This window comes from Paenibacillus sp. FSL H7-0323 (genome assembly GCF_038002725.1).
Lineage (GTDB): Bacteria > Bacillota > Bacilli > Paenibacillales > Paenibacillaceae > Paenibacillus_AQ > Paenibacillus_AQ odorifer.
Genome location: NZ_JBBODB010000001.1, coordinates 4,751,959 through 4,778,137, shown reverse-complemented (window position 1 = coordinate 4,778,137; position 26,179 = coordinate 4,751,959). Strand labels below are relative to the sequence as shown.

The 26,179-nt window shown below is 42.8% G+C and carries 25 protein-coding genes and 1 pseudogene; 17 read left to right on the top strand and 9 right to left on the bottom strand.

Features of this window, described 5'->3' with window-relative positions:
• Nucleotides 1-3 precede the first annotated feature (3 nt).
• The 4 genes from MHH89_RS21585 to MHH89_RS21570 form a co-directional block, all read right to left on the bottom strand.
• A complete protein-coding gene (locus tag MHH89_RS21585; protein WP_076124235.1) occupies nt 4-1,164 on the bottom strand; it encodes a DUF4179 domain-containing protein in 1,161 nt (386 codons plus the stop codon).
• Nucleotides 1,157-1,699, bottom strand: a complete 543-nt coding sequence (locus MHH89_RS21580; protein WP_232061486.1) for a sigma-70 family RNA polymerase sigma factor — start codon at nt 1,697-1,699, stop codon at nt 1,157-1,159. The genes MHH89_RS21585 and MHH89_RS21580 overlap by 8 nt, the downstream gene beginning before the upstream one ends.
• A 248-nt stretch (nt 1,700-1,947) precedes the next feature.
• Nucleotides 1,948-2,535 carry a class I SAM-dependent methyltransferase gene (locus MHH89_RS21575; protein WP_076191549.1) on the bottom strand — a complete coding sequence of 196 codons (588 nt, stop codon included), beginning with the start codon at nt 2,533-2,535 and terminating at the stop codon, nt 1,948-1,950.
• Between the two features lie 385 nt (nt 2,536-2,920).
• Nucleotides 2,921-3,385 carry a VOC family protein gene (locus MHH89_RS21570; RefSeq protein WP_036682343.1) on the bottom strand — a complete coding sequence of 155 codons (465 nt, stop codon included), beginning with the start codon at nt 3,383-3,385 and terminating at the stop codon, nt 2,921-2,923.
• A gap of 158 nt (nt 3,386-3,543) precedes the next feature.
• Between MHH89_RS21570 and MHH89_RS21565 the strand changes: the two genes are divergently transcribed.
• From MHH89_RS21565 to MHH89_RS21530, 8 genes are all read left to right on the top strand, one after another.
• Nucleotides 3,544-3,978 carry an Lrp/AsnC family transcriptional regulator gene (locus MHH89_RS21565; protein ID WP_076191556.1) on the top strand — a complete coding sequence of 145 codons (435 nt, stop codon included), beginning with the start codon at nt 3,544-3,546 and terminating at the stop codon, nt 3,976-3,978.
• 100 nt (nt 3,979-4,078) lie between these two features.
• Nucleotides 4,079-5,815, top strand: coding sequence for a sensor histidine kinase (locus MHH89_RS21560; RefSeq protein WP_076191558.1), 1,737 nt, complete (start codon nt 4,079-4,081; stop codon nt 5,813-5,815).
• A 5-nt stretch (nt 5,816-5,820) separates the two neighbouring features.
• Entirely contained in the window at nt 5,821-7,401 is a 1,581-nt protein-coding gene (locus tag MHH89_RS21555) for a response regulator (RefSeq protein WP_305953987.1), read from the top strand.
• 196 nt (nt 7,402-7,597) lie between these two features.
• Nucleotides 7,598-8,518: an ABC transporter permease gene (locus MHH89_RS21550; protein WP_036682339.1), complete on the top strand. Its 921-nt coding sequence runs from the start codon at nt 7,598-7,600 to the stop codon at nt 8,516-8,518.
• A 40-nt stretch (nt 8,519-8,558) separates the two neighbouring features.
• Nucleotides 8,559-9,440 (top strand): carbohydrate ABC transporter permease, encoded by an 882-nt coding sequence (locus tag MHH89_RS21545; protein ID WP_341088078.1) that lies wholly within the window; start codon nt 8,559-8,561, stop codon nt 9,438-9,440.
• A gap of 54 nt (nt 9,441-9,494) precedes the next feature.
• The gene (locus tag MHH89_RS21540; RefSeq protein WP_076276301.1) at nt 9,495-11,081 is read left to right on the top strand and encodes an ABC transporter substrate-binding protein; all 1,587 of its coding nucleotides are present in this window, start codon (nt 9,495-9,497) and stop codon (nt 11,079-11,081) included.
• 571 nt (nt 11,082-11,652) lie between these two features.
• Entirely contained in the window at nt 11,653-14,079 is a 2,427-nt protein-coding gene (gene helD / locus MHH89_RS21535) for an RNA polymerase recycling motor HelD (protein ID WP_341088076.1), read from the top strand.
• Between the two features lie 14 nt (nt 14,080-14,093).
• Entirely contained in the window at nt 14,094-14,678 is a 585-nt protein-coding gene (locus MHH89_RS21530; RefSeq protein WP_076179254.1) for a Crp/Fnr family transcriptional regulator, read from the top strand.
• Nucleotides 14,679-14,686: 8 nt separating this feature from the next.
• Here the strand turns inward: MHH89_RS21530 and MHH89_RS21525 are convergent, their stop codons facing one another.
• Together MHH89_RS21525 and MHH89_RS21520 are read right to left on the bottom strand one after the other, a co-directional pair.
• Nucleotides 14,687-15,406: a DUF4386 domain-containing protein gene (locus MHH89_RS21525; protein WP_076278234.1), complete on the bottom strand. Its 720-nt coding sequence runs from the start codon at nt 15,404-15,406 to the stop codon at nt 14,687-14,689.
• 80 nt (nt 15,407-15,486) lie between these two features.
• Nucleotides 15,487-16,068, bottom strand: a complete 582-nt coding sequence (locus MHH89_RS21520) for a TetR/AcrR family transcriptional regulator (RefSeq protein WP_076220826.1) — start codon at nt 16,066-16,068, stop codon at nt 15,487-15,489.
• Between the two features lie 294 nt (nt 16,069-16,362).
• Between MHH89_RS21520 and MHH89_RS21515 the strand changes: the two genes are divergently transcribed.
• The 7 genes and pseudogenes from MHH89_RS21515 to MHH89_RS21485 all read left to right on the top strand — a co-directional run bounded on the left by MHH89_RS21515 (nt 16,363) and on the right by MHH89_RS21485 (nt 22,081).
• Complete coding sequence (locus MHH89_RS21515; RefSeq protein ID WP_076278308.1) at nt 16,363-17,550, top strand: MFS transporter; 1,188 nt, start codon at nt 16,363-16,365, stop codon at nt 17,548-17,550.
• A 75-nt stretch (nt 17,551-17,625) separates the two neighbouring features.
• Nucleotides 17,626-17,910, top strand: coding sequence for an alpha/beta-type small acid-soluble spore protein (locus MHH89_RS21510; protein ID WP_036682328.1), 285 nt, complete (start codon nt 17,626-17,628; stop codon nt 17,908-17,910).
• A gap of 229 nt (nt 17,911-18,139) precedes the next feature.
• A pseudogene (locus MHH89_RS21505) lies at nt 18,140-18,322 on the top strand (YiaA/YiaB family inner membrane protein); the annotation flags it as partial.
• Between the two features lie 57 nt (nt 18,323-18,379).
• Nucleotides 18,380-18,616, top strand: a complete 237-nt coding sequence (locus MHH89_RS21500; RefSeq protein WP_305953524.1) for a YiaA/YiaB family inner membrane protein — start codon at nt 18,380-18,382, stop codon at nt 18,614-18,616.
• Between the two features lie 248 nt (nt 18,617-18,864).
• Nucleotides 18,865-19,941, top strand: a complete 1,077-nt coding sequence (locus tag MHH89_RS21495; protein WP_341088071.1) for an ankyrin repeat domain-containing protein — start codon at nt 18,865-18,867, stop codon at nt 19,939-19,941.
• Between the two features lie 118 nt (nt 19,942-20,059).
• Nucleotides 20,060-20,977, top strand: a complete 918-nt coding sequence (gene hprK, locus MHH89_RS21490) for an HPr(Ser) kinase/phosphatase (RefSeq protein ID WP_076124211.1) — start codon at nt 20,060-20,062, stop codon at nt 20,975-20,977.
• 222 nt (nt 20,978-21,199) lie between these two features.
• A complete protein-coding gene (locus tag MHH89_RS21485) occupies nt 21,200-22,081 on the top strand; it encodes an SMI1/KNR4 family protein (protein ID WP_076124209.1) in 882 nt (293 codons plus the stop codon).
• 451 nt (nt 22,082-22,532) lie between these two features.
• Here MHH89_RS21485 and MHH89_RS21480 read toward each other — a convergent pair whose 3' ends face one another.
• The gene (locus MHH89_RS21480) at nt 22,533-22,970 is read right to left on the bottom strand and encodes a MarR family winged helix-turn-helix transcriptional regulator (RefSeq protein WP_076220469.1); all 438 of its coding nucleotides are present in this window, start codon (nt 22,968-22,970) and stop codon (nt 22,533-22,535) included.
• Nucleotides 22,971-23,091: 121 nt separating this feature from the next.
• Between MHH89_RS21480 and MHH89_RS21475 the strand changes: the two genes are divergently transcribed.
• Nucleotides 23,092-23,679 carry an NAD(P)H-dependent oxidoreductase gene (locus MHH89_RS21475; RefSeq protein ID WP_036682318.1) on the top strand — a complete coding sequence of 196 codons (588 nt, stop codon included), beginning with the start codon at nt 23,092-23,094 and terminating at the stop codon, nt 23,677-23,679.
• Here the strand turns inward: MHH89_RS21475 and MHH89_RS21470 are convergent.
• Complete coding sequence (locus MHH89_RS21470; RefSeq protein ID WP_076221325.1) at nt 23,638-23,979, bottom strand: hypothetical protein; 342 nt, start codon at nt 23,977-23,979, stop codon at nt 23,638-23,640. The two genes, MHH89_RS21475 and MHH89_RS21470, sit on opposite strands and share 42 nt — an antisense overlap.
• 230 nt (nt 23,980-24,209) lie before the next feature.
• On the opposite strand from MHH89_RS21470, the gene MHH89_RS21465 reads away from it, so the two are divergent.
• Nucleotides 24,210-25,622, top strand: a complete 1,413-nt coding sequence (locus tag MHH89_RS21465) for an alanine/glycine:cation symporter family protein (protein WP_036682317.1) — start codon at nt 24,210-24,212, stop codon at nt 25,620-25,622.
• A 67-nt stretch (nt 25,623-25,689) separates the two neighbouring features.
• Here the strand turns inward: MHH89_RS21465 and MHH89_RS21460 are convergent, their stop codons facing one another.
• Nucleotides 25,690-26,088, bottom strand: a complete 399-nt coding sequence (locus tag MHH89_RS21460; RefSeq protein ID WP_076124201.1) for a hypothetical protein — start codon at nt 26,086-26,088, stop codon at nt 25,690-25,692.
• Nucleotides 26,089-26,179 lie beyond the last annotated feature (91 nt).

Here is a 26,179-nt window from a genome sequence, read left to right as displayed (position 1 = left end):
TTTTTATTTAACTAGCACGTTTATCTCTAGACCGTCAATATAATGCTTCACTGGGTTTCCAGAACTGTCTGTTTTAAATGCTCCATTCTTACTTTGTGGGTTCTCAAACTCATAAAGATAGCCACGGATTGTGAGCATATTAGGGTGTTTCTCAAATGGCTCAGTAAGCAAATCGACATTAAGTGACCTATTGGAAGTCGAGAGGACTTTCTGTGAAATATCTTTCAGCACCTGTCCTTGTTGATCCTTTACTTCAAAGCCCACTAAACTCAATGCTGTATGATCTTCGTCTGTATCCTGTTCCAGCATGAGCGACAGGCGTGTCGTTAATGGACTATATTCCAGCTTTTTCAGGATCAAACTCCATCCTCCAACTTGTGCGCGTATGTCAGGTGTGGAAATTTTATTAATCGTAGCCTTCCGCGCAGGAATTTGGAGAACAAACGGTTCATCCATACCGTTTAAGCCAAGAGTTACGGTCAATACAAATCGATCAGGAAAAGGTTTGTTGGAGATTCCGGAATTCGAGGAATCCACTAGTCTAAAAATAGCTGTGTTGCTTTCCGCACCTTCTATCCAGCTTAGAAACGGCATAGCTTTCCAGAGACCATCAGAAAATTGCTCCAGGGAAGCGCCGTCGATCAATACTTCTGCAGAGGTTATTGCACCTTTCGCTAAAAAAGGCTTCCCATCCGCTCCAATCGTTACTCCGGCTAGCTTACCTTCCAGTTTTTCTCCCTCACGCTTCACCGAGAATGCCAACCGGCTGCCATCAAATACAGCCTCTTCGGCAGACAAGGTGATCCCTTCATGGGTATCACTGCTGTTTAGACGGGAAGTCAGTCCCAGACGCTGGGCCGCTTGTAACCCTATATCATCTGCCCGTTCAAAAATACCGCCTATCAAGGGAAGCTGCTTGAGCGCATTGGCCAACGTAGGCGGATAGATAGCCGTTAGCATAACACTTAACAATATCGCCGCAGTCACAGCAGCTGTGATTTTTGGATATATCCGCTTTTTCTTTTCCTTTTCCACAGGATCCTGGACAATGGTGGCCAGCGATGCATAAATCGAATCCTGCCGTGATCGTAGTAAAGGAGGAAGCTCCTGTATATTAGCTTTCCCTAGCTCCCTGATCTGCTTTTCTAAATTGTTATTATTCATTAGCAAGACCCTCCTCCCGCACAGGATGTATCTGTTTGGACAACAATCTCCGTGCGCGATGAAGTCGTGCCCTGACCGCTCCCTCGGAGATGTCGAGCACATCTGCAATCTGCTTAATGGATAAATCGTCATAATAAAAAAGCACGATAGCAAGCCGCAGGGATTCGTCCAACTGATTAATGAAGCTTTGCAGGTCTACGTTGCCTGAATCTTCAAAATGCACATAGGAAACGACCGGTTCCTCGGGAATTTCCGCCACAGCTATAGTTCGTTCTCGCATACGAAGTAACTGATTGCATTCATTAATCAGGATGCGTATAACCCAGGTTTTAAAAAACTTAGGCTGTTTAAGGTTGGCCAACCCTTTATACACCTTCAGTGTTGTTTCCTGAAGAGCATCCGCGCAATCTTCATCTTTTAGCAGAATGGTTTTGGCTAATCTGTACAACTGGGATTCCAGTTGCCTGAAAAGACGGGTAAACGCCTCGTGGTCGCCTTTCTGCGCTTTTTTGATATCCAGTTCGTTTTCCAGCAAATGATTTTTCCTCCTTGAGGGCCCTCTGTATAATTAGATGGAGAAGACATCCAAAAAGTTATATTTAGGATAAAATTCATTCTCCTACACAAATCACTTACCTCGGTAGTAGTATAAAATCCATGCAATTCATTGTTTTTGGCAAAGATGGAGAGGTTAATAGAAAGGGGGGGACTTCAAGTGGATAAACTGAAATAAATTCAGGAATTACCACCTTATCAGAAGAGAAGTAGTGGGGTAATCCTGAATTAAAAAGTGTATACATATACCTTGGTACGCAGTGTGTCCGTGCATGTTATGGTACGGACAGGCTGCATGCCTGGAAGGGCAAAACAAATGCTAATGACCACTGCGCCCGGCAGTAGCTCACGCTTGAACTTGTCCCCCAGCCGTTTCATCGCTCCGGGAAATAAGTAACAAAGAACTATATCCGCATGCTCGTAAGAGCTGCTATAGATATCCCCACGTACATAACGAAGCCTTCCGTGGAGCAGATTCTGGCCTTCGTCTGCTCGCAGCATACGTGTGCCGAACCTAGCAAGCAGCTGGGATGTCCACAAGGGAATACTGGAATTTTCAATGCCTGTCAGCCTTTTGCCTGGACATTGGCGAATAACATCCATGCCAAGTGTTCCCCAACCCGATCCCGCCTCCACAATGCTGCTATATCCCGGAATCCGATTCACCTCAACGGCAACAGCCGAGCGTACAGATTTTGACGTAGGCATCGGCGATATCCCGTTCCTCCAGCTCACCAGCACAATCGACACCATGGATAACAAGGCTGCGAAGGCGATGAGCCAAGCGATGACTTGAATCACGATCAATACTATCATTCCTTCTTCATCTGCTAGAAGCAGGATTCAATTCTCTTACTTTCTCCCAGCATTTCGTTTATTAACTTCATATGGATAAAGATCCTGAATTTCCTTGCTTTCAATATCTTGACCTACATAAAAAATCAGAGTGGGATCATTTGCTGGATGGGCATAAGAAAGATAAGTGCGATGTATAAAATCAAAGTCCATCTTACCCAGCTGGAAATCGATTTGATATTTATCTTCTAAATAGACTTCAAATTGCTTTTTTAAAGCCAGAGACTTCCACGGAAGTCCAAAGAATAAAAAGTAGGTTCCTATAAGAAATATCAAAAAAATTAAGAGGAAAAGCGACTTTTTACTGAGAATGGTATGTTTTATAATTCATAACCCTCCCTAGCGTTTATTCTACATGAACTTTGCTGGACATATCAAAATCAACCTCTTCAAGAAATTCGATAACTTCTCCATTGGGACTATGAATGATCGCGTTTTTTATTAGAAGAGGCGGTTCACCCAGAGACAGAGAGTCCGGTGCTATAAAAGCCTTTGCCCCATGTGCAAGGGCTTTTTGATACATCTCCTCTACATTATCTACATAGAAGGCAAGGTGTAATAACGCTCCGTGCGCTATATCTTCATCAGACAAGGCTTTTTTTCCTTGAGCGGCGATGACTGCATCATTATCAAAAATCTCAATACAGGTTCTGCGGTCAGGCGAAATCAGCATGGAGGCTTCTTTGATCTGAAAGGATGGCAGACTCCAATGATGACCTAGCTTGAATCCTAAAACGTCAATATAGAAAGAAATAGTTGCTTTATAGTCTTTAGCTTGAATCGCTACATGTGCAAGGCCTTTTACACTCATTTATAATCGCTCCCAACTTTAATATATACTTATTATAGTTGTATTAAAATATGAGATATATATATAAGATAAGTGTTTTGTAGTAATATGGTTATTAAATTTAAGGTATTTTAGTGGAATAAGTTTATTTTATAAAATGAGTTTAGGAGGCGCTTGCTATGGAACAACTTGTGGATGACATTGATAAAAAGATTATGCAATTACTTCAGTACAATGCCCGAATGTCCATTTCACAAATCAGTAAAGAGGTTTCGATGTCACAACCCTCTGTTAAAGAACGAATGATCAAGCTGGAGGAAAGGAATATCATTTCTGGGTATCATACAGCTTTTAATCTACGAGATCTGGATCGGGGCACAACTACGTTTATTCTATTAAAAACAGAACATTGCCAAGAGATTACGGATTTTTGCAAATATGCTATGGAAGTTACCGATTTATATCGGATTAGCGGAGAATATAATTACCTCATAAAGGTGCAAACCGCGTCGATTGAGGAGTTAGCTGAATTCCAAGACAACCTTATAAAGTTTGGACCTTCAAAATCTCATATCAGTCTGAAAAATATATTGGAAAACAGGGTGTTGCTCTAAAGCCCATTTTCCAAACACAATATCTAGTAACCGCTTTCATTCCATTGTAGAATGGATGAAAACAACGTTAGCATTAACTCGGATACAAGGGAGCATGGGTATGGAGAGGTTTTTATTCAGTAAAAAGTATATTCCGTTCACCTATAAGATGATGATACCGTACCTCATTCTAGTATTGCTGACAGATGTATTGGTGGGTTATATAGCTTATACGATGCTAGTAGAGTCCAGAACGGAAATGGCGGAAACGAATGTCCGGACAGCTTTGAAGCAGACGAGGAACAATATCGAATATCAGACAGATGAAATCAAACGAATGACTAACTCGCTGTTTCTCAATACGAATTTTCAGAATGCTCTGCAGTTTAGGGGAGATGCATTGGAAAACATGCTCAAAATGAGGGATGATATCGTTCCTTATATGAAAGCCCCTCTGCAATTGTATGGGAACAATCTGAGACTTGTGCTCTATACCGCAAATGAGACGATGCTTGAAATCCCCGGTGATGATATGTCTGTACCTATCGGTAGAAGCGATTATTATATTCTTTCTGATCAGGTTATTGAAGATAAGGAATGGTTCAAGTCGATTGTTGCCAATAACAAAGACAGCTTGTGGCTTCAGGCGGACAGCGACAGTGAACTAAGCAATATTTCGTATTTCCGCAAGCTGGTTTCTTCTAAGGGAGGCCCATCGATTATTGGTTATATTCGCGTCACGGCGAGAATTGACGAGCTTTTTGGCAATTTCGATACCTTTCCGATTGAACAGGGCATAGACCTTCGTCTAGTGGATCGGGTTAGTGGATTAACGCTTTATGAACAAGGTATTGTCGATGAACATGCGAAGCAAGACGCTTATCTGATCATTAGTGAAGATATTCCGTTGTCTGACTATGCTATCGAGGTACGGGTGCCGCATGCCTATTTGAATAAAGATGCTAGCCGAATGCAGAAGGTGATCACCACGGTTTGTTTGATCAGCTTTTTAGTCATGGCGGTGATCGGCTTCCTCGTTGCCCGCATATCAGGCAAAAAAATTAAACGGATCGTATATTTGGTCCGGTCCTTTCAGGAAGGGAATTTTTATAAAAGAATTGGGTTTGCCGGGAATGATGAATTTGTCTACATTGCTAATAGTTTTAATCAGATGGCGACTAGTATCCAGGACCTGATCCAGAACGTCTATGAGCAAGGGATTCAGAAAAAGCAAGCAGAACTGGATGTGCTTCAAGCTCAGATCAGTCCGCATTTTTTGTACAATACATTGTCGACCATTGGCAGCTTGGCCAATTTGGGCGAAGTTGAGAAGGTTACACAGATGGTACAAGGTCTTTCTAAATTCTATCGCCTCACCTTGAATGAAGGACATGTCTATATCTCTCTTGAAAAAGAGCTGGAGCAGGTAAGGATGTACCTTGAAATTCAGAGGGTAAAGTATGCCGATGCGTTTGAGGTTTATTATGATATTGATCCTGATATTTTACAGGTTCCTATCATCAAGCTGATTTTGCAGCCATTTGTAGAAAATATATTCAAGCATGCTTGGTTTGGGGAGACGATTGCGATCCGGATTACCGGAAAACGGCTGGGTGAACGCATCGAGCTCAAGGTCATCGATAACGGAATTGGTATGCGGGCGGAGACACTGCGAAATATGCGTTCAAGCTCATTCCATTCGAGCAGCTATGGACTGAGAAACGTGGAGGAACGAATCAAGCTGAGATACGGCCATGATTTCGGCATTCATATCGGCAGTTACTTTGGGGCAGGAACGACCGTTCAAATTATCTTACCGGTGGATAATGCGGAAATCCGGGAAGTTATGGGGGAGTAAATAGTATGGCGATGGAGATCAACGTTCTGCTGGTGGATGATGAAGTGATCGATTTGGAATGGCTGAGACGGCGGGTGGCGGGCAGTGATCATTTGCCTTTGCATAGCGTGAGAACGGCAACTAGCGGTTTTTCCGCTTTAAAAATGATGGAGCAGCACCGCATTGACATCATTCTCTCCGATATCCGCATGCCGATTATGTCGGGCGTGGAATTTGCCCGGAAAGCGAAGGAGATTAACCCTGAGGTCCATCTGCTTTTTATTAGCGGACATCAGGATTTCAACTATGCCAAAGAGGCCATTCAATTAAATGCCTCTGGTTATTTGCTTAAACCCGTCGATGATGACGAGTTAAATAAGACGCTGACTGAACTCTGCGCCAAGATTGAGAAGGAGAGGAAGCAGCATATTTCCTTATCGGAAACACTGACGCTTGTGAATCAGGAGCTGCTGCTGCGCTGGTTTAATGAGACTGCCCCGGGGCAGGTAGAGACGCATATTCACAACGTTCTTACGTCTTACTTACAAGGCGCGTCGGCGGTTGCCATCGTCGAGATCGACGATATGGCACGGAAAATCCAAACTTGGACGGAAGAAGAGCGGAGTTTATGGAGCAGCACAGCCAATCAGTTTATCCGGAAGTTCGCGCAAGATCAAAATTTAGGCATGGTCATCACAACCTATGACTATCATTTTGTGATCCTTGCTGCGGTTCAGGAACAATATTTTACCACTTTGATGGAAGAGCTCATTCGGTCATTCTATCAGGAGTTTTCCTGTTCAATTACGATTGGAAGAGGGATGTACACAACAGAACTGGGTAAGCTGCATGATTCCTATCGGCAGGCTCAGGCTGCTTTAAGTATTAAATGGATTGTTGGGAAAAATAGAATCATCCAAGATGCCTCGGAATGGAGCCCGAAGGAAAAAATCGCCTCAGATTTAGAGGTTATTGTGGACCGGATGCTTAAAGCGATGCTTGATTACGACCTTACCACCATTGATGATTGTTTGCTGCAGCTGTTTGCCGGGGACAGTCCGCTCTCCCAGAAAAATGACATCTACGATATCATTATTCGAATTACCTCCAAGCTTCATGCCGATCTGCAGCAAATGAACGAGCATCTATACGAGATTTTGAATTGGGATTCACATCATCCCTTTGTGCTGTTTCAGTTTGAAACGGTGCATGATATTCTCTCTTGGCTGAGAAGAAGATTTTTTGAGTTGTCGGAGCTGCTTTATTTGAAACGGCAAAGACAAAAGCGGAAGTTAATTGATGAAATCACGGAATATGTGAAAGAAAGATTAGATCAAAAAATAACGCTGAACGAAGTGGCCGCCCATTTCGATTTTACGCCTAACTATCTCGGTCATTTATTCAAGGTTGAAACCAACAGTTTATTCAGCGATTTTTTAAGTGAATTACGGATGAAACGGGTATGTGAGCTGCTCGAAGATCCGACTAAGAAAGTGTATGAGATTGCGGAACAAGCCGGATATAAAAATATTATTTATTTCAACAGACAGTTCAAGCAATGCATGGGCATGTCGCCCGGAGAGTACCGGAAGAAAAATAAAATCTAACAAAAAAGCGGTGAAAATGAAAACCCGGCGATGATTTTTCGGTTATTGGAGAATCGCTGCCGGGTGTTTTTGGTCTGCCGGCTAACCTTTTTTTGTCGAATCGTTGAATTAGTATTATGTTTAGTTGTTTCGCTGAATTATCTAGGCGCCTTCGCCCTTTTATAATAAGAGATATAGAGAAGAGAGGGGTGCAAAGATGAAAGGGCATACATTTTGGAGCGATTTAAAGAATTATAGGGTTCTCTTGCTGATGCTGGCTCCGGCGGTTGCTTTTTTCCTTCTGTTTGCCTATGTCCCGATGGCGGGCATTATTATTGCCTTCAAGCATTACGATTATGCGGGCGGTATTTTTGGAAGTGCCTGGAACGGGCTCGACAACTTCCGCTTTTTCTTTGAATCAGGTGATGCTTGGCGGGTAACACGAAATACAGCACTATATAACATTGCGTTTATCGTCGTCAATAACAGTTTGCAAATTTTTGCAGCGATTATGTTGTTTGAGGTCGGTGGTAAATGGTTCCGCAAAATCACACAATCGGCGTTGTTCCTGCCTTACTTTATCTCATGGGTCGTTGTCGGAGCGATTGCTTATAACCTGCTCAATTATGATATTGGCACCGTGAATGCTTTGCTCAGAGGTATCGGACTCCAGCCTGTCGATATTTATAATACACCTTCCTATTGGCCGTATATTCTGGTTATAGTTTCTGCATGGAAAAGTCTCGGATACGGAACGGTGATGTACTTGGCCGCGATTACGGGGATAGATACAGAAATGTATGAAGCAGCCGAAATCGATGGGGCTAATATTTTTCAGCGAATTATGAAAGTAACCATTCCGAATTTGTATCCAACGATTATTATTCTGGTGCTGCTGGCAGTCGGGAACATTTTCCGTGGTGATTTCGGGATGTTCTATAACATGATCGGCAACAACGGCTTGTTGTTCTCCTCGACAGACGTTATCGACACTTTCGTATTTAGGTCACTGATTACTTCGAATGATATCGGCATGTCAGCTGCAGCTGGTGTTTTCCAGTCCGTTCTTGGCTTCGCGACGATCATGTCAGTGAACTATGCTGTCCGTAAATACGACAAAGACCGCGCTCTGTTCTAATCGTATCAGGAGTTAAGTCTTTCATAATGGAGGTAACGATATGAAGCAGCTTGATCGTAAAATATTTTCAGGTATTGGTTATGTATCCCTGATTTTTCTCTCAGTTTTATGTATTTTTCCTTTTATACTTGTCGTATCTTCATCCTTTACGGAAGAATCCAAAATCCTAACGGATGGTTATCAATTTATACCGACTGCCTTCTCAACTGAGGCCTACAGCATTTTGTTTAAGTATCCCGAACAGATGATTCAAGCCTATATAGTGACAATAGGAGTTACTATACTCGGCACGGTGCTTGGCTTGTTTCTGACTTCGATGACTGCTTATGCGCTATCCCGAAAAGATTTTAAGTGGCGCAATAAATTTTCATTCTTCTTTTTCTTTACGACTTTGTTCAGCGGCGGTTTGGTTCCGTGGTATCTGCTTATGGTCAACTACCTTCATATGAAGGATACGCTGATGGCCTTAGTGGTTCCGATGATGCTCAATGTCTTTTATATCATTGTTATGAAGTCTTTTATGGGCAGCATTCCGGAAGCAATTGTAGAATCAGCAAAAATTGACGGCGCAGGCGACTTTAAGATCTATGCTCGTCTAATCCTGCCGCTGTCCAAGCCGGCGTTAGCTACCATTGGATTGTTTCTAGCGCTGGCCTACTGGAATGACTGGTACAATGCATTGCTGTTTGTATCGAATGAAAACTTGATGCCGCTCCAATATTATTTGTATAAAATGCTAGGCAATATAGATGGCATGCGCAAAGCGATGATGGGTGCAGGGGCAGTCGTAACGACATCGATCCCAACCGAGAGCTTGAAAATGGCGATGACAGTTGTGGCCACTGGCCCGATTTTGCTGGCTTATCCATTCGTGCAGAGGTATTTTGTACAAGGTTTGACGATTGGTGCTGTGAAAGGATGAACCCGGGGAAACTCGGTTTATCAATATAATTAAACACAAGGGGGAAGGCTTGAGATGCTGAAGAGAAATAGATTGATGATGCTAGCGCTCGTTTTAACCTTCGTAATGATTCTAAGTGCATGTGGTGGTGGCAATAACAATGCTAATACGTCTGCACAGGCTACAAATAATGCGTCAGAGGGAGGAAGCGACACTACGAACACCTCAGAACCTGCAACTACCTCAGACACCCTTGATACCTCTAAAGAAGTGAAGCTGAAAATGATTTTTGTTGGCCCTAAACCGATAGACTATGATAGCGTTTTTGCTGAGATTAATAAAAAGCTGAAAGAAAAAATCAATGCTACTGTAGAGGGCGAGTTTCTGGATTGGTCGGACTGGGCACAAAAATATCCGCTGAAGCTGGCAGCTAATGAGGATTTTGACCTCATCTATTCGGCAAACTGGGCTGGTTACAATGACCAGGCGCTGAAAGGCGGATTTCTGGAATTGACCGATGAGCTGCTTACCCAATATATGCCGCAGACTTTAGCAGCTATGTCTGATGTGAGCTGGGATCAAGCTAAGGTAAACGGCAAACTGTATATGGTTCCGCAAAACAGAGGGGAATCCGTTGAAAAACTGATTTTGTACCGCGAGGATTTGCGTAAGAAATACAATCTTCCGGAGATCAACAGCCCAGAAGCGTATGCCACTTACTTGAAAACCATAGCACAAAACGAAAAAGGAATTACACCGTTCACCCCGGAAACAGGAGACTGGAAATATCATAATTTGGACCGTGTATTGCTGAAGCAACAAAACGAATGGAATATGTTTGATCTCGACCTTCCGTTTGCTTTCAAATTGACGGATGAAAAAGGGCAAGTATTTAACGTATATGAAACGCAAGAGTTTAAAGATCTACTCGTATATTACAAAGATCTCGCTGATAACAATGCATGGTCGAAAAACGTTCTAAACAGTAAAAATGATCATCAGGCCGATTTTAAAGCAGGCAAAACAGCATCAATTACGCACAACAACGGAACACTTGGAGCACTTATGGCTTTGATGCGCCAAGAGAATTCCCCTTATGAAGTAGCATTGGCTGACATCAACCAAGGCAAGAAGAAATCAGTGGCGATTTCCACCCAAAACGGTACTTCGATCCACGCTACTTCCAGAAATGTGGAACGTTCCTTGATGTTCCTCGATCTGATGCAAAATGATAAAGAACTGCACGACCTGATGATGTACGGCCTTAGCGGTGTACATTACGAAGCGGTTGGCGATGACAAATATAAAGCCCTTGAAAAGAATCCGAACTATACTGGCTTCTCTAACTGGAACTTCAACTCGCCACTTAACCGTGACAATGAAGCATTCCCGCAAGAAGCAAACGATCTGGCTAAAGGCTGGGAAGCAAATGTCTATCACTACGCGCTGGAAACCTTTGTATTTGATAACAGCAAAGTGAAAACGGAAATTGCCAATGTTGGTAACGTAATGCTCCGTTATGCGATTCCGCTCGAATACGGCGTAATCAAAGATATCGACAAAGGTCTTGAAGATCTGAACAAGCAACTGAAATCCGCGGGCATTGATAAAATCCAAACCGAACTACAAACTCAAATCGATGCTTTCTTGGCAAACAAATAAGCTACAGAATAAGGGAGACCTAACAGTCATCAAATGGCTGTTAGGTCTCCCTGTTTAATTGGGCTCATCCGCGGGTGAAGCCGCTATCGGACACAGTTGACCCTAATAGCAGCATTATCGCACTTTTGGAATACTAACGGACCTCATAGTCGCTATTAGCCTAAAACACGCCTAGAATGAAGTTCAGGATAAAGAATAGCTGCACTGGAGTCCGAAAGTCTGCTTTAAAGGCTGAAAATCAGTAAATAAAGTCACCTCGGTCCGTTAGGCAGACCAGAAACAAAAGGCAGCAACCCTTTTGCTAGGGAAATGGATACTTAGGGAGAACGGCTACTCTTTGCAGAAAGGAATAAAAAAGAAGAACCGGCATGAGCTGCCGGTTCTTCTTAATATATAATTTGCGCGCAATGAAATAACGTGATATTATGAGAAGACCACTGTTAATCTGCGTATTTCAGACAGATTTATTACATCTTATTTATACATTAATAATACCACGCGGATTGGCAGTTTGTCAAATTTGTATTTTTGCTTCTTGATAACAACCTTGAAAAGGAGCGTGTTAGTAAAAATGTTAAACGAAAAAGATTGGCAGGGAGAACAGAAACGGCTAGATTCGGTCACGGAAGAATTGCAATCAAAGATTGGCGAGCTGGAACCGGAAGTGACAGGATTACGTGAACAGGTGACGGACATCCGCAAGCAGTTTTGGGAGGAAGTTACGGTCAATACGAGCACACATGAGGATTTCGAGGAGACCTTTTACAGTATAAAACAGCAAGAAGCGTTGTTGTCTGAACGGGAACGTAGCCACCGCCAACGGCTGCTGCGTTATAAAAACATGAAACGGCTGCTGCCGTCACCCTATTTTGGACGAATGGACTTTCAAGAAGATGGGTTGAACTCCAGTGAGCAAATCTATATCGGGGTGGCGTCTTTCATCGATGCAGCAGGTGTGAACTTTCTGGTATATGACTGGCGGACACCTATTGCAAGTATGTATTATGACCATTCGCCAGGCCCCGCCACTTACGATACACCGGGAGGACAAATCTCAGGAACGATGATGCTGAAGCGGCAATACCAGATCCGTCAGGGTCAGCTTCAGAACGTGTTCGATACGAGCTTAACGATCGGTGATGAATTACTTCAGCAGGTGCTTGGTAAGGGTGCGGATTCACAAATGAAGAGCATCGTGGCGACTATTCAGAAGGAACAGAACGCTATTATCCGCAACGATAGTAGCCGTATGCTCATTGTGCAGGGGGCGGCGGGCAGCGGAAAAACATCCGCAGCGCTGCAACGGGTAGCCTATTTGCTATATAAACACCGCGATAGGCTCAAAGCGGATCAGATTGTTCTTTTTTCGCCTAATCCGATGTTTAACAGTTATGTATCTACGGTGCTTCCCGAGCTTGGCGAGGAGAATATGCAGCAAACAACCTTTCAGGAGTATATTGATTATTGGCTTGGATCTACGCTTCGTCTAGAGGACCCGTTCGAGCAGATTGAATATGTACTGACGTCCAAAGCTTCTCCAGAGTATGAAGCACGGCTAACTGGAATGCAGTATAAAGCTTCAGAAGCTTTTCTGCATGCTTTGCAAAACTATGCGTTGTGGTTAGGGCAGGAAGGGATGTTGTTTCATAGTATCCGTTTTCGGGACCGCGAGTTGATTACTGCGGAGCAGATGAAATCGCAATTTTACAGCTATGATAGCTCCATCCGTTTGGCTAACCGCATCGTTTTATTGCGTGAATGGCTACTGCGTCAGTTGGCTTCGCTGGAGCGTCAGGAACAGGAGGCATTCTGGGTTCAAGATGAACTCGATTACCTCGATACCGATCAGTATGCCGAAGCCTACAGTGAGATACTTAAGAAGTATCGGCGGGAGGAAGCCGTCTTTGATTTTACGACTCAGTATCTTGAGAACTATGGGGATTTTCCTAATCAGGACCAAGGGGAAGAGAATGTTTTTGACTTTGGTCTGCAGGAAGAAGAACTGCTGCGCCGCATGATTGTGAAGGAGCACTTTACACCGCTGAGACGCGATGTCAAACGGTTCAAGTTCATAGATACGATTGGGTTATACGATCAGTTGTTTAGTGCCGACGCCAGTTATCGGCATATGACGAACGAGACTGAGGTACCTGCTCAGTGGCAGGAAATTTGTAAGCAAACAAAGGAAAAACTGAGCCGCGATGAACTCTTTTGCGAGGATGCCACTCCATTCCTGTATTTAAAAGAACTTGTCGAGGGTACTCGTATGAACACAGAAGTTCGGCATCTGTTTATCGATGAAGGCCAGGATTATTCGCCGTTCCAATACGCGTTTCTCAAACAGCTGTTTCCCCGCGCGCGCATGACTGTGCTCGGCGATTTCGGCCAAGCAATTTTCCCTCAAGCAACGAATTTGCACGAGGTGGATTCACCTTTGATCCGGCTTTATGGTGAAGATGAAACGAGCCTGATCCGTCTAATTCGAAGTTATCGTTCAACTCGTCAGATTGTGGAGTTTACGAAGGCGTTGCTGCCTAATGAGGAGATCGTACCTTTTGAAAGAGAGGGTAAGAAGCCGTTCCTAGTGAAGGCAAGTAGCGACGTAGAGCGGGCAATAAGAATTAAAGAAGATCTCGCGGCGTTGATGGCTGAAGGGCTTGACTCTATTGCCGTGATTACCAAGACTGCAGCTGAAAGCCGTGCGGCCTATGAAGAATTAAAGTCACAAGGATGCGAAGCTCTGCGGCTTATTACGAAGGAGACGCTCACTTTTGAGAAGGGCATTTTAGTAATTCCCGCTTATCTCGCAAAAGGGGTTGAATTCGACGCCGTACTGATTTATGATGCTTCCACTCAGACGTATGATCGGGAAAGCGAACGCAAGCTTTTTTATACAGCCTGTACGCGTGCGATGCATCGGCTTCTGCTGTACACAACAGGTGATTGGTCACACTTTCTTCAGCCGTTAGAGGGATTTTTATATGAGGTCGTGCAATGAGATTGGAGAGATAAATGAAAAGCATATTGTATAAGTTTATGAGTAAATTTACATCTCTTAACGAAGTGGAACAGCAGGATATTGTTGAAGGTATTCCTATTGAGGAATACAAGAAGGGAACGGTACTCCTTAGACAAGGAGACGTTCCCTCAAAATGTTTTTTTGTGTTAAAGGGATGTGTGAGGCAGTCCTCGATAGATGAATCGGGCAAAGAAGTCACATCTAATTTTTATACGGAAGAGCAAGCGGTTTCGATTTTTAATCGGCATCAGGAGAGTAGACCCTCAGCGTACACCTTAACCTGCCTAGAAGACAGCATATTGGTGGTTGGTGATCTTATTGCGGAACAGGATATGCTCCATAAACACGCTCAGCTGGAAACCATGATACGCAAAATGGTAGAGGAAAACTTGGGTGAGGTTCAGGATGAGTTGACTTCCTTTATTGCTTCCAATCCTGAAGAACGTTACAAAGCCTTGTTACAAAAAAGACCTCATTTACTTACCCGTGTCCCCCAACATCAATTAGCCAGTTATTTGGGGATTACGCCAGAGTCATTAAGTAGAATTAAGAAGCGGGTTCATTCCGGTGATGAATAGCAAAATCGTTATACACTTTTGGGGATTTTTCCACCTCTAAGCAGTAGCCATATCCCAAAGCCTAGTTCTCCTACAATCATAGGAATAGTAAAAATAAAATTAAGTGTTGTAATGACTGCCTCATATTGTGGGAGAAACATTTTGCTTAGATGAATGATAATATAGCCTATTGAAGCAAGCAGCAGCAAGATGCTGATTACTTTAGGAATGACATCGGATTTTAAAGCCACATAGCCCACTATTAACAAATGCCCGCCAAAAACGACCAGCCCCATAGACCAAATGAATTGAAATGCATCCAGTAATAACATCATAAGTGCTTGAGTTTGTTCGATTGTTAATGAGGAAAAGCCATTTGTGTTTCCCGTGAGCAGCAGCACAAATATCAAAGTTAATATAGAGATTGCCAATATAGCGGAATAGGTTAGACGGAGCCATGCGCCAAGTAATGAAAGATTTTGGTTGATGGGTTCTAGAAACACATAAAACGCCCAGGCGACCAGAATGTCAGTAATCATAATGATGATCCAGCCCAAGATTTCCCCTTTGAAAAGATTGTTGGAAGATACGATGTTAATAAATGTGGCACTGGCATCGCCTTGCACAACAAGAGTCCCATGGACAAAGCCATATGAAAAAAATGAAGCGAGGGTCATGATGATCAGTGATATTCCAGCTGTTAAAGCGGACTTACGCTGGTTCGATAGGTCTTTTTCTGAGATAGCCATAAGATAGCCTCCTAAAGGACTTTTATTTCATTGTAATTAGGAGTACTATGTCGGGCATTGACTTAAATCAAGACTCTGAATCAATCAAGCGAAGTAAGTATCATTGTTATCGCGTTATCAACAAAGGATCGCTCCGGGCGAGATTTCAAGAGTACAGTAAGCCCAATTAGCGATACGATTAGTGCTTGTGCCAAGGCCTTCGCATTTACACCACCCTTAAGCTCACCTGATTGTATACCGCGTTCAATAGTTTCTTGAAATATAACCGATAGATACATTTGGTGTTCTCTTGTAAGAATCTCGAACTTCTCATCATGAGGTGCCAGCTCGACCATTGTATTGATGCAAAAACATCCTCGGTTCACACTGCCTGCATACTCCTCCGCCACCACATCTTCAAAAAAACTACGAAAGGCTTTTTTCGCGGATGGATTGCTTTGAAGTTGGGCTCGGACACGGGAAGCATGGGACATCGTGTATTTACGTAGCGCAGCTTCGAATAATTCTTTTTTGTCTCCAAAAGCTGAGTATATACTGGGGCGTTGAATGCCCATTCTGGAAGTTAAATCGCTTAATGAGGTAGCCTCATATCCCTTCTCCCAAAATAGCTCCATAGCTGATTCTAATACTTTTTCCTCGTCAAATTCGCGGGTTCGAGCCATTATTAACACCCCTCGTTATATTTGATTTCAATAATTTATTACCGAACAGTATTTTATAATACTAGAACTAGTCGTCTATATTGTCAAATCAAAGTCGGTAGAATCAAATATTTATGTTGACACACACCATTTTGTAAGATAAATTTACTGAGCATAATAACATACTGATCAGTATGAAATTTGTTTGCGATTTAAATTTAACAGAGAAAGGGTGTGTCCAAAATGCAGGGGACTAAAGAGAAGCTTTCGTCACAAGAGACGCATACGCCATCTGATTCTATTCATGCTTCCTCGATGCCTCGGTATATGACACTTTTGTTTGCCGTTGTCTGCGGGATGTCGGTTGCAAACATCTACTTTGCTCAACCGTTGCTTGATCATTTGTCGAAAGAATTTGGTATTGATTATTCAACCATTGGTATTCTTATTACTATCACGCAGATTTTTTATGCAGTGGGGCTGTTACTGCTCGTGCCACTAGGAGATTTACTGAATCAGCGCCGCCTGATTATCGGCCAGATGTTATTATCTGTGCTGGCTTTGATTATCGTGGGTACTGCCTCTTCCAGCGCGGTACTATTCGTAGGTATGGCCTCAGTGGGACTACTCGCTGTTGTAACGCAGACGCTTGTTGCGTTCGCGGCGACAATGGCTGCCCCTGCCGAACGCGGGCGAGTCGTAGGCATGGTCACAAGTGGAATTGTGATTGGAATACTTCTTGCGCGATCCATTTCAGGAATACTTACAGATCTTGCAGGTTGGCGTTCCGTATACCTTTTTTCTGCTGCTTTAATGCTTTGTATGGTGTGTACATTATTTAGGGTCTTGCCAAATGTGAAACGTGAGGTAAAAACACTGTCATACGCTCAGCTGCTTAGCTCAGTGTTTATGTTGTTTGTACAAGAGAGAGTATTGCGTATCCGCGCTATTCTGGCTTTGTTGATTTTTACTGCTTTCAGTATTCTGTGGACTTCTGTGGTCTTGCCTCTTAGTGCTCCGCCGTTATCACTTTCACATACTGCAATTGGGGCATTTGGTCTGGCGGGAATTGTGGGAGCATTAGCTGCTGCACGGGCGGGAAAGCTAGCGGATCAGGGTCATGGACAGAGAACGACAGGCATAGCTTTACTTCTATTGTTGATTTCATGGTGGTTTATCAGTTTTACGGAGCAGTCGCTGTTGGCATTGGTCATTGGTATTGTTCTGCTTGATTTGGCAGTGCAGGCGGTGCATGTCACCAATCAAAGTATAATACTTACCTTGCGCATGGAGGCACGTAGTCGGCTCACCGCAGGGTATATGGTTTTTTACTCCATTGGAAGTGCTACCGGATCGATTGCTTCCACTCAAATCTATTCTCACTATGGCTGGAACGGGGTATGTTGGCTTGGAGCTTCTGTTAGTGCTGTGGCTTTTTTATTTTGGGCTTTAACCTTGCGTGCTACGAATGCCGCGTTGCAACGACGCCCTGCTTGGAAATAATCGGGGCAAGTCCATAAGGGTGGAGGTTCCGTTTTCCGGGCATGTTATTTAAAACAGGTTTGGGAGGGGATAAGGATGTCTAGAAGAAACAGGAAATATGCAGTGCCGGGAGCCAGCCGCGGAATGCAAATTTTTAAAGCGGAAGTGATGCGGCGCGAGGGGTATGATGTAGATCCAGAGCGGCCTGATGATGTGAAATACGAAGTCGCAAAAGAACTGGGTGTCCCTTTGGAGCACGGTCAAAATGGTCATTTGAGCACAGAATCGGTGGGCCAGATCGGCGGTAAAATTGGTGGATCGATGGTCCGCGAAATGATTCGTCTCGCACAGCAACAATTAGTGGATCAGGAAAGGCAGTAGCATTTTTCTCATATATGTTGCAGAGATCGCGGGAGGCGGTTTTCGTCCTATATTGTATGGGACTGAGACCGTCCTTTCGGTGTTTGCGTTATTTTATATTTGTATAGTAAAAAAATTCCTGGAATTCCCTAAAACAACCTGATTCATGGTAGAATTTTACCGATGTTCCACGGTATAGTGGAGAAGGATATATCATCATTCAAGTCTGTAGTGGGAGAGGAATTATCAGATGAATCAGAGATATCGCAAACGCAACACGGCTGCTTTTACGGGGGCATCGTATTTTGCATTGGGGGCAGGACTTTTTCTATTCTGTTTGGGAGTGTACAACGACACTTGGGAGCTAAACGTAAAAGGGTATTATTTGCTTTGTATGGTGTTAATTACGATTTCCTGTATCGTTGTGCAAAAGGTGGTTAGGGACAATACAGAGGATAAAGAATTTCGTTTGGATAACCCTAAACACAGGATGAGAAACACAGGGGCCTTCACAATTATGGCTTTTGTGGGTTTGATTATCGGGTATGCGATGTTTTTTATTGGCCTTTACAATGCTCCATTTGAATTAAATGTAAAGGGGTATTACATAGCTGTTATTCTCTTGATTTCTTATAGCGCTATTGGCGTTCAGAAAGTGACGCGGGATAACGCGGAAGATAACGAGATTCTTGCCGAGCAAGAGGCGAGACGGGACATCCAAGGGTAAAGAGTAATATAGCCAGCTTTCTCGCTGGCAACAGCAGGCTGCTTCAACTTTACTTACCATCATAAATTGTAAACAGGAGCTTCGTGAATCTACGGAGCTTCTTTTTATTTTTTGAAATAGCAGCAATAATCTCACCGATCTGAACATTATGAGGACTATTTGTTAGAACAACATCCTTAGTTTGGATTGTTTTTTACTATACGGTTCTCTATACTCTTCATAATACTTGAAGTAGGAGTGGATAATAGATGATCCGTCTGAAGGATATAGGGAAGTTCGAGGAACTGCCGCAAATGGCCATGCATATTTACAAAGGAAATATTCCGGAATTAGAGGCTGCCATTAGAGCAGGCTGGGATATTGAAGAGAGCATCGTCCTTAGCAAATATACCACGTTAACCCCGTTAGATTTGGCGCTTATATCAGAGAGAATGGATGTCATAAAGCTGCTGGTACAGCACGGGGTAAATCTGAATGTGAAGAATAATCCGGCTTTTTTGCTCGCGGTTCGCTATTGCAAAGAAGATATCGTCCGCTATATTGCAGCACAAGGGGCCAAACTGGACAAGCTTAATCAGGTCAAGTCAGGTGCATATTCGCAGGCCTACTATGGCAACAAAAACAATATCCCGCTCATACATGAGCTAGGATTAGATATTAAGCAGCATGGTGGGGCTGTATTACGCAAAGCGGTGTCAGATCACGACCTTAAGACCGTTGCTTATTTATTGGATCATGGGGTGGACATTAATTACAACAATTCCGATATGGTCTATCCTTATCAAGCCACTCCGTTAACGGTTGCCACAAGAATGGGTAATCAAGCGATGATACAATATTTGATTGAACGTGGCGCAGACGTTACCTTGGCGGAAAAAGATGGCGATCGCCCTTACACCATTGCTGTGAGCAATAAGAATACAGCTTTGGCTGACTTTTTGAAATCGCTAGAGCCGGCTGAATTTCATGATATCGAGAATAAGAAGTTTGAGCTGAGAAAATATAAATTGTCTGATGAATTGGTTAGCTTTCTTACTGGAACAAAACTGCGTCTTGAGCTAACACAAAATGAATATGAAATTAGATATATCGACTTTTTCACATTAACTGATACCATTGAAATAAAAATCGGCCGGCAAAAGCTGCTCCGTCTGTCAGCCGATATAGATAATTACTCTGATCTGCTGCTTATGTGGAATCCGAAGAAAAAAGGCCTGATAGGCTGTTACGACGTGGAACATCAGACGTACGCGGATTTATGTAGTTTTGCAGATTTTCTCACACAACCGGAGATATACCTCATTAATTTTCTTGAAGGAACATAGTTGTTAATATCTCATGATCTGTCTATTTCTTTTGCAGGAATCATTCTATTCGTCGTTGAATATATCCCGGTAACCGTATTACGTATTCAAAATACGTAGCCACAGGAGGAGAACAACATTGAAATCGATTACCGTTCAAAGCCTTACGGAAACGTTTAAGCTGGAAGTGCTTGCGGGTGCTAGCTGCATGGACCGCGAGATCACTCGCTCTAAGACACATAGACCTGGCCTGGAGTTCGTGGGTTACTTCGACTTTTTCCCCATGAAGCGAGTACAAGTATTGGGCCGTAAAGAAATCAATTATCTGCTAAAGCTAAGCGTTGAGCAACGCAAGTTACATATTGGCAATATCGTTAAGTATCATCCCCCATGTTTTATTGTGACGACGGGTCAGCAGGAGATTCCCTATTTGACTTTATTCTGCGACCAAGAAGGTATACCACTACTTCGGACGGAAGAGACGACGTCAGAGTTCATCGCAAAGATTGATACTTATCTGGTGAAGGCGCTGGCGCCAGAACTTTCAATTCATGGAGTGTGTGTGAACGTGTCTGGCATAGGTGTCCTATTAAGAGGCAAGTCCGGGATCGGAAAAAGCGAAACCGCTCACACGCTCATTAGAAGAGGCCATCGGTTTGTGGCCGATGATGTAGTTGTGCTTAAGAAGCTGGGACCGGCGACGCTTCTAGGCACGCATAATGAAACGACCCGTGAATTCCTAGCGCTGCGCAGTATTGGTCTGATCAATGTTGTACGGCAGTACGGGCGTAGAGCTTTTCAGGAAGAGACACGAATTGTACTCGACATCGAGTTGTCACCATGGCGGGAGAATTCCTTGAATAATGAGCTCGAAATCGAACCCCAGTTCACAGAATATCTTGGCGTGCAAATTCCGCATATTGAAATTCAGCTTCAGCCTGGCCGCGACGTGGCTGGCCTGATCGAGGCGGCTGCGAACAATTGGTACCTTAAACAGCTTGGCTATAGTGCCGTTGAAGAGTTCCTGCAGAGGATCGAAAACGGGATGCAGTCGTAAAGGCAGGATAGAAAGCAGCAATTATAGTTACCATAATTAAAATGGTTTTCTGTATACGAAAAACAGACCGCAGATAAACGCTGCGGTCTGTTTTTCACAGCAAAAAGGGAAGTTGCTTTTTGATTGATAGGGCTAGGACATGCGTTATTGGCTGGGCATAGGTTAGAAATGGTATAATTTCTAATAGGTATTTTGAGTGATCGTTAATAGGAGGTATTAATGATGAGTGATGAGTTATTGGCAAAATTGGATGAATGGCATGAGGAAGATGAATTTCAAGAAATCGTGGATGCAATCACGGAAATTCCTGAAGAGGAAAGAGATTATGTTCTAACTAGTCATTTGGGCAGGGCGCTTAATAATCTCGGGCAATATGAAGAGGCTTTAGAGCAGTATTTGAGCATTGAAGATGAGGGTGAAGGTGACCCGCTCTGGCATTACCGTATCGGGGTTTCTTATTATTATCTGAAAAGATATGACGAAGCTTTAAAAGCGTTTACGATTGCCGATCAGCTGGAACCTGATGATGAAGACACATTGGAGTTTCTGGGCTGGATCAAACGTAAATTGGCTAAAAAAGCTGCGAAAAAGCCTGTAAACAAACCTGCTAAGAAGCCTGTAATAGCGTTGGATACCACTAATTTCTGGGATGACAGCGAGTATGCGTTCTCAGAATATATTTCTGACCCGCCTTCAGATGCATTGATTACTTCAGTACAAGAAGAGCTGGTCTTTAAGCTGCCTGCTTCCTATGTGGATATGATGAAGTTACATAATGGGGGAATTCCTCATAACAATCGTTATCCGATTCCGGGAACAGGAGAATTTATTACGATTTCTGGTATCCTCGGAATTGGACGAGATAAGAATAAGTCGCTGTGTGGGGCTTCAGGCAGCCGGACTGTGATTGAAAATGGACGTTATCCTGAAGTTGGTGTGGTGATTTGTGATTGTCCTTCTGAGAATGAAGTGGTGATGCTGGATTACCGTGAATTCGGGAATGATGGCGAACCTGAGGTTATTCATGTAGATCGGGATAACAAATACAAAATCACACGTTTGGCTGACAATTTTGAGACCTTTATCAGCGGACTGGTGAAATAGTCTATTTCGCAGGCTAAGAATACTTATAATCAAATCAAGGCATTCCTTAAGAGGAGTGCCTATTTCTATTAGGGGATTATTAGGGAAGCGTCTTTCGGAATCAGCTGACCTTAAATGCAGCTTTTTCGCATATTTGGAATGCCAACGGACCGTATAGCAGCTATTGGCATAAAAAACACCCAATATGAACTCGATTCATAGGATAGCGTCGCTGGAGTCCGAAACTACGCACAAAAGGCTAAAAACATGCCTATAACGTCATCTGGGTCCGAAAGCCTCAGTGGACGAATACGATTCGGCGATTTAGCTGAAGGTGAGGCTGATTCGATTTTGTTAGGTTTTAACTAGCCAATAATCGGTCTTGAGTCAGCTAACCAACGACCCAAAACACAGAGCAGCGGTGCTCCCATTAATGGGGGAACCGCTGCTGCTCTATTGTCTTTTTCTCGGATCATTGCTGGGTATTAAACACCTTAGATTGCAGGATATCGAGGGCATGGTTAATCTCGGCTAATTCCTTTGGGGGAACCTCTTTAATCCGGTTCAGAAAACGTTCACCGATCCGCTCAAAAGCCTCGTTCATCATCGCTTGTCCAGCATCAGACAACCGGATCATTTGCTTACGCCTGTCCTCGGCGACATCAAGCTTCTCACACAGGTTTTTTTCTGTTAATTTCTTGAGCTCACGGCTGGTATTCGGCATAGAGATATTCTTACAATCGCTGATTTGGCTGAGGGTAACAGGCTGGCTAACCGCAATATATTCCAGAATACTATATTGAACGGGCGTAATGCCTTCCGGTCTAACATCTTTGGTAAAGTCAAATGTTACTTCATGGACTGCTGTCGTAAAGGTAACAATTTTCTGAAAAAACGCTTGTTTGTCCATAAGGATCACCTCTTATTGTAAACCTTAACAAAATAATTATCATAATACAATTATCATTTGACAACTAAATAACGGTTGTGATACCATTTTGTTATCAAATGATAATTAAAGAGGTGGAGCAATGAACGTTTTAGTCATCTATACACATCCGAATCATAAAAGTTTAAGTTATGCTTTTTTCAATAAAGTCATTCAGGGAAGTAATGAGAATCAAAAGATCACGAAGATAGAGGTCCTTGATCTTTACGAAGAGCAATTTGATCCTGTGCTGGTATTTAATGAAAATAAACGTAGAAGAGACATGCATATCGATCCCAAGCTAGAGAAGTATCGGGAGCAGATTCGTCAGGCTGATAAAATTGTGTTTGTGTATCCAATCTGGTGGGGACGTCCTCCCGCGATGTTGCTCGGTTATATTGACCAAATGTTTGCTTCTAATTTCGCTTACAGAGAAAAGGGTGGTCTCATCCCCGAAGGGCTGCTGAAAGGAAAGTCTGTGGTTTGCATTTCCAGCATGAAGGGGCCGACCCTTTATCCTTTATATTGGCTGAATAATTCCCATAAAGTGCTGATGAGAAAAGCACTATTTCAATATTGTGGCATCAAGAAAGTGAAGTTTTTCGAATTTGGGAATATGGAGAGTCCAAAAGGGAAACATGATAAGAAGTTAAATCAGGTGTACCAATATTTTAAAGCTGTGGCTAATTAATACCTCGAAAATATCTGCTCTATGATTATTCGAGATAACCCCGGAAATGGATGTCTCAAGCGATCCCATAGTTGGATGGTCCAAAACAACGGTGGGATCCTTATCTATTTGACTAGCCAGAACGATTTTATTTTTGCTGGCTAGCTCATGATAGAGGACAGCCATTTCTTCAATATCTTTTGCGGCTAATAAGGGCACTAGTTGTGCTGCTGATGTTATAGCTTCGTTCCTCGTTCGTCCTGAAATCAAATCAAACCAAATGTTCTCCACGATATAAATACGCGCATACATTGTTGTCATACATTTCTTCCAAAGGATGCTTTTTCATTTTTTTATAATACCTAGATTAATCTAAAGGAGCTTGTGAGCTCAGATGAAGATGGGCAAATAGCTCTCACACCGGTGTAAGGTATGGTGTTGCTGGCTAATTTTTTTTGTTGGCTTTTGAAATAAGGGCTGTTATATTTGAAAATACTATGTAACTTAAGGTTCAGCAACTGGGTATCGACACAATGGAGAGGCGGATTTACATGCAACAAATGTTAGACAGTATGATTAGTGCAACAAATGACTTTCTTTGGTCGAAAATTTTGGTGGTTCTGCTTATTGTTTGTGGAATTTATTTCACCATTCGATCGAAGTTTGTTCAGTTTGGCATGTTTAAAGAAATGTTTAGGGTTCTTAAAGAGTCCAATGAAAGGTCAAAAGATTCCATTTCGTCATTTCAGGCTTTCTGTATCAGTATGGCAGCAAGGGTTGGGACAGGGAATATTACAGGGATCGCAATTGCTATCGCAATAGGTGGACCAGGGGCTGTTTTTTGGATGTGGGTCATAGCTATTATTGGATCAGCGTCCGGATTTATTGAAAGTACTCTGGCACAGGTGTATAAAGTGAAGGACAAGACTGGATTTCGTGGGGGTCCCGCCTATTATATGGAGCAAGGCCTGAAAAAACGTTGGATGGGCGCGGTATTTGCGGTTCTGATCACGTTATCTTTTGGTCTTGTATTTAATGCAGTTCAATCCAATACGATTACAGTGGCCTTTGAGAATTCATTTGGCACTAATCGGGTGATTCTTGGACTTGTAGTCGCTGCTGCTTTTGCGGCTGTTATCTTTGGTGGGGTTAAACGTATTGCTAGAATGTCCGAGTATATTGTAGTGGTTATGGCAGGGATCTATATTGGGGCTGCTGTTATTATTATGTTAATTAATATTACGGAAATACCGGCGATTCTGGCGCTTATTGTGAAAAGTGCTTTCGGATTTGAACAAATCGCGGGGGGATCTTTTGGGGCAGTTATTCTGCAAGGGGTGAAACGGGGACTATTCTCCAATGAAGCGGGAATGGGTAGTGCTCCGAATGCTGCGGCAACTGCAACAACTAGTCATCCGGTGAAACAAGGGCTGATGCAAGCGCTGGGTGTACTTACAGACACGTTACTTATTTGTTCGAGTACTGCTTTTATTATCTTGTTATCCGATGCGTATAAACAGCCAGGGCTGGATGGAATTAAGCTGACACAAGCGGCATTAAGCGAACATATTGGTTCGTGGGCTTCTGGATCTCTAGCGATCATGATTTTGTTGTTTGCTTTCAGTACGTTAATCGGAAATTATTATTATGGTGAGACCAATATAGAATTCTTGAACTCCAATAAAAAAGTATTACTATTCTATAGATACAGCGTCTTGGCGATGATTATTTTTGGCTCCGTAGCTAAGGTTCAATTGGTATGGGACTTGGCTGATTTATTTATGGGCTTCATGGTCATCGTGAATTTGATCGCTATCCTTTTGTTATCTAAAGTGGCCTTTGCCGCCCTGCAGGATTATAAGCGCCAGAAGCGCGCAGGGAAGGACCCTGTCTTTTATAAAGATAGCATAGAGGGTTTGGAGAACGTGGAATGTTGGGACAATTCTTCAGATATAAAAACATAGTAGGGTAAGTATTTGCGGGCTCAGGAAACTGAGCCCTTTTTGCTGTAGGCACTTAAATATCTATGCATTATTTGTTGAGAATTTCTTCTATGATTTGTTTTGACTCTGTTTTAAACTGCTCAATATTTTCGCTTATAAGCAGCACTTTTTTATTGTCCAATAGGATATATGAAGGGTAAGTGTTGATCTTCAAATCCTCTTTTAAGCGGTCGCCCTCTTTCGAATCTTTTTTGATAACACCTGCTTTGCTGATACAAGTCATATTTTCCTTGTAAATATCCTCAAGCTCTTTAGTTTGCTCAAAAAAACGATCGTTCTCCGATAAAATTAGGATTGAAAAAGATTTATTTTCTTGAGTAAGGTATGGCGTCAAAAAGTCATCTTTTTTCTGATTACCATTACAAGCTGCGATAAAGATTAAAGTAATCAAGCTTATCAGCATAATTACTAAGGCGTTTTTTTTCATATATACACCCTATTCTTTTGTATTCATAACGACAATTATGTTTTGAACTCCACATTAACTTCTAGACTTACTAGATCATATCCTGTTTTCA

What these genes read in the sequence shown, in the direction of transcription:
- MHH89_RS21555 (WP_305953987.1), top strand. Translation starts at nt 5,821, where the DNA reads ATGGCGATGGAGATCAACGTTCTGCTGGTGGATGATGAAGTGATCGAT.
- MHH89_RS21530 (WP_076179254.1), top strand. Translation starts at nt 14,094, where the DNA reads ATGAAAAGCATATTGTATAAGTTTATGAGTAAATTTACATCTCTTAAC.
- MHH89_RS21485 (WP_076124209.1), top strand. Translation starts at nt 21,200, where the DNA reads ATGAGTGATGAGTTATTGGCAAAATTGGATGAATGGCATGAGGAAGAT.
- MHH89_RS21570 (WP_036682343.1), bottom strand. Translation starts at nt 3,385, where the DNA reads ATGAGTGTAAAAGGCCTTGCACATGTAGCGATTCAAGCTAAAGACTAT.
- MHH89_RS21540 (WP_076276301.1), top strand. Translation starts at nt 9,495, where the DNA reads ATGCTGAAGAGAAATAGATTGATGATGCTAGCGCTCGTTTTAACCTTC.
- MHH89_RS21575 (WP_076191549.1), bottom strand. Translation starts at nt 2,535, where the DNA reads ATGATAGTATTGATCGTGATTCAAGTCATCGCTTGGCTCATCGCCTTC.
- MHH89_RS21465 (WP_036682317.1), top strand. Translation starts at nt 24,210, where the DNA reads ATGCAACAAATGTTAGACAGTATGATTAGTGCAACAAATGACTTTCTT.
- MHH89_RS21515 (WP_076278308.1), top strand. Translation starts at nt 16,363, where the DNA reads ATGCCTCGGTATATGACACTTTTGTTTGCCGTTGTCTGCGGGATGTCG.
- MHH89_RS21525 (WP_076278234.1), bottom strand. Translation starts at nt 15,406, where the DNA reads ATGGCTATCTCAGAAAAAGACCTATCGAACCAGCGTAAGTCCGCTTTA.
- MHH89_RS21460 (WP_076124201.1), bottom strand. Translation starts at nt 26,088, where the DNA reads ATGAAAAAAAACGCCTTAGTAATTATGCTGATAAGCTTGATTACTTTA.
- MHH89_RS21495 (WP_341088071.1), top strand. Translation starts at nt 18,865, where the DNA reads ATGATCCGTCTGAAGGATATAGGGAAGTTCGAGGAACTGCCGCAAATG.
- MHH89_RS21520 (WP_076220826.1), bottom strand. Translation starts at nt 16,068, where the DNA reads ATGGCTCGAACCCGCGAATTTGACGAGGAAAAAGTATTAGAATCAGCT.
- MHH89_RS21470 (WP_076221325.1), bottom strand. Translation starts at nt 23,979, where the DNA reads ATGACAACAATGTATGCGCGTATTTATATCGTGGAGAACATTTGGTTT.
- MHH89_RS21510 (WP_036682328.1), top strand. Translation starts at nt 17,626, where the DNA reads ATGTCTAGAAGAAACAGGAAATATGCAGTGCCGGGAGCCAGCCGCGGA.
- MHH89_RS21565 (WP_076191556.1), top strand. Translation starts at nt 3,544, where the DNA reads ATGGAACAACTTGTGGATGACATTGATAAAAAGATTATGCAATTACTT.
- helD (WP_341088076.1), top strand. Translation starts at nt 11,653, where the DNA reads ATGTTAAACGAAAAAGATTGGCAGGGAGAACAGAAACGGCTAGATTCG.
- MHH89_RS21480 (WP_076220469.1), bottom strand. Translation starts at nt 22,970, where the DNA reads ATGGACAAACAAGCGTTTTTTCAGAAAATTGTTACCTTTACGACAGCA.
- MHH89_RS21550 (WP_036682339.1), top strand. Translation starts at nt 7,598, where the DNA reads ATGAAAGGGCATACATTTTGGAGCGATTTAAAGAATTATAGGGTTCTC.
- MHH89_RS21475 (WP_036682318.1), top strand. Translation starts at nt 23,092, where the DNA reads ATGAACGTTTTAGTCATCTATACACATCCGAATCATAAAAGTTTAAGT.
- MHH89_RS21500 (WP_305953524.1), top strand. Translation starts at nt 18,380, where the DNA reads ATGAGAAACACAGGGGCCTTCACAATTATGGCTTTTGTGGGTTTGATT.
- MHH89_RS21585 (WP_076124235.1), bottom strand. Translation starts at nt 1,164, where the DNA reads ATGAATAATAACAATTTAGAAAAGCAGATCAGGGAGCTAGGGAAAGCT.
- MHH89_RS21545 (WP_341088078.1), top strand. Translation starts at nt 8,559, where the DNA reads ATGAAGCAGCTTGATCGTAAAATATTTTCAGGTATTGGTTATGTATCC.
- MHH89_RS21560 (WP_076191558.1), top strand. Translation starts at nt 4,079, where the DNA reads ATGGAGAGGTTTTTATTCAGTAAAAAGTATATTCCGTTCACCTATAAG.